Below are 2172 nucleotides of genomic sequence, written 5' to 3' on the forward strand. Positions count from 1 at the left end.
GAGATCGCCGGTTCAAATCCGGCTAGGACCGCTTGAGTTTGAGCATTTACTCAGGTTTAGCATTGATGGCTCGGTAGCTCAGTCGGTAGAGCAACGGATTGAAGCTCCGTGTGTCGGCGGTTCGATTCCGTCCCGCGCCATTTTCATAAAATGCGGGTGTAGTTTAGTGGTAAAACCACAGCCTTCCAAGCTGTTGTCGCGAGTTCGATTCTCGTCACCCGCTTACGACTTAGTTGTCGTTGTTATGGGCCTATAGCTCAGCTGGTTTAGAGCGCACGCCTGATAAGCGTGAGGTCGATGGTTCGAGTCCATTTAGGCCCATTGGAGAAGTACTCAAGTGGCTGAAGAGGCGCCCCTGCTAAGGGTGTAGGTCGGTAAAACGGCGCGAGAGTTCGAATCTCTCCTTCTCCGTTTCTTTATGACCCGTTGGTCAAGTGGTTAAGACACCGCCCTTTCACGGCGGTAACATGGGTTCAAATCCCGTACGGGTCACTTTTTTATATTTTATATTATCGCGGGATGGAGCAGTCTGGTAGCTCGTCGGGCTCATAACCCGAAGGTCGCAAGTTCAAATCTTGCTCCCGCAATTTTTTGGTCCTATGGTGTAGGGGTTTATCACGCCTGCCTGTCACGCAGGAGATCGCCGGTTCAAATCCGGCTAGGACCGTTGTGACGATATAAATTTGCCGTTCCTTTTGGAGCGGTTTTTTTGTGTCCAATAGTGCTGATCATTTTCTATAAAGTGTACGTTAGAATTTTTTTATGTTAAAATACTATCGTTACAACTCATTCCCGAGAGGATTCATGTTTGATGAAGATGCCTTGTAACCAATTATTAAAAGATAGTGGGGGAATCAAAATTGTCAGAAAGACATTTATTTACTTCAGAATCAGTTTCTGAAGGACATCCAGATAAAATCGCTGATCAAATCAGCGACGGTATTTTAGACGCAATGTTAGAGCAAGATCCAAATGCGCGTGTTGCGGTGGAAACAACAGTTACAACCGGCTTAGTTGTAGTTGTGGGAGAGGTTTCTACTTCAGCTTACGTCGACATCCAAAAAGTTGCCCGTCAAACGATCAGAGACATTGGTTATGTAGACAATGAATTTGGTTTTGACGGTGATAACTGTGCTGTGATGACCGCCATTGACGAGCAATCACCAGATATTGCTTTAGGTGTCGATTCATCGCTTGAAAGCAAGGAAGATAATTCGGATGCACTCGACACGATCGGTGCTGGGGACCAAGGTATGATGTTCGGCTATGCTAACAGTGAAACACCTGAGTTAATGCCATTGCCTATCATTTTGAGCCATAAGTTAATGCGTAAGATCGCTACTGTGCGTAAATCCGGCGAACTAACTTATCTCGGCCCAGACGCCAAGGCCCAGGTAACTGTAGAATATGACGACAATGATCAACCGTTTAGAGTTGATACAGTTGTTGTTTCAACGCAGCATAAACCAGATGTTACTTTAGCTCAAATCCGTCAAGATGTGTTGGAACACGTGATCAAGGCAGTGATCCCAGCCAAGTTATTGGATGACAAGACTAAATATTTTGTCAACCCGACCGGCCGTTTCGTTATCGGTGGACCGCAAGGCGATGCCGGCTTAACAGGTAGAAAGATCATCGTAGATACATACGGTGGCTATGCTCATCACGGTGGTGGTGCATTTTCAGGTAAAGATGCTACGAAAGTTGATCGTTCTGCAAGTTATGCTGCACGTTACATTGCTAAAAATATTGTTGCTGCCGGGTTGGCGACCGAGATCGAAGTACAGTTGGCATATGCGATCGGTGTAGCTCAACCAGTGTCAGTCTCTGTTAATGCATTTGGCACGGCGAAAGTTAAGAATCAAGAATTAGTTGATGCGATCCGTGAAGTGTTTGACCTGCGTCCAGAAGGGATCATTCGAATGTTGGATCTTCGTCGTCCGATTTATAAGCAAACAGCTGCCTATGGTCATTTTGGACGGACTGATATTGATTTACCATGGGAACACACTGACAAAGTTGCAGAATTACAAGCAAAATTAGCTAAATAAGAGTTTTACAGTAAAACGTTAAACAGCCTGTTATCGGGCTGTTTTTTTTGAAACAATTTTAGTGCATTTTTAAGTACTTCAATGATATAACAGCACTTTACAACTTTTTCTAAAAATTTGT

Annotated in this window: 1 protein-coding gene, 7 tRNA genes and 1 riboswitch; all 8 genes read left to right on the forward strand. The window is 44.6% G+C overall.

Features of this window, described 5'->3' with window-relative positions; translation table 11 throughout:
- The first annotated feature begins 67 nt into the window (after positions 1-67).
- The 8 genes from FC65_RS10265 (at position 68) to metK (ending at position 2051) form a co-directional block, all read left to right on the forward strand.
- Positions 68-140, forward strand: a tRNA-Phe gene (locus tag FC65_RS10265).
- 12 nt (positions 141-152) lie between these two features.
- Positions 153-223 (forward strand) — tRNA-Gly (locus FC65_RS10270).
- Positions 224-246: 23 nt separating this feature from the next.
- Positions 247-321: transfer RNA gene (locus FC65_RS10275), tRNA-Ile, on the forward strand.
- A 2-nt stretch (positions 322-323) separates the two neighbouring features.
- Positions 324-411, forward strand: a tRNA-Ser gene (locus FC65_RS10280).
- A 9-nt stretch (positions 412-420) separates the two neighbouring features.
- A tRNA-Glu gene (locus FC65_RS10285) sits at positions 421-492 on the forward strand.
- 21 nt (positions 493-513) lie between these two features.
- Positions 514-587, forward strand: a tRNA-Met gene (locus tag FC65_RS10290).
- Positions 588-593: 6 nt separating this feature from the next.
- Positions 594-667 (forward strand) — tRNA-Asp (locus FC65_RS10295).
- Positions 668-774: 107 nt separating this feature from the next.
- A riboswitch (SMK box riboswitch) is annotated at positions 775-863 on the forward strand.
- Positions 861-2051, forward strand: a complete 1191-nt coding sequence (metK, locus tag FC65_RS10300; protein ID WP_056972625.1) for a methionine adenosyltransferase — start codon at positions 861-863, stop codon at positions 2049-2051. It overlaps the preceding riboswitch by 3 nt.
- Positions 2052-2172 lie beyond the last annotated feature (121 nt).

Source organism: Ligilactobacillus acidipiscis DSM 15836 (genome assembly GCF_001435755.1).
GTDB classification, from domain to species: Bacteria; Bacillota; Bacilli; order Lactobacillales; family Lactobacillaceae; genus Ligilactobacillus; species Ligilactobacillus acidipiscis.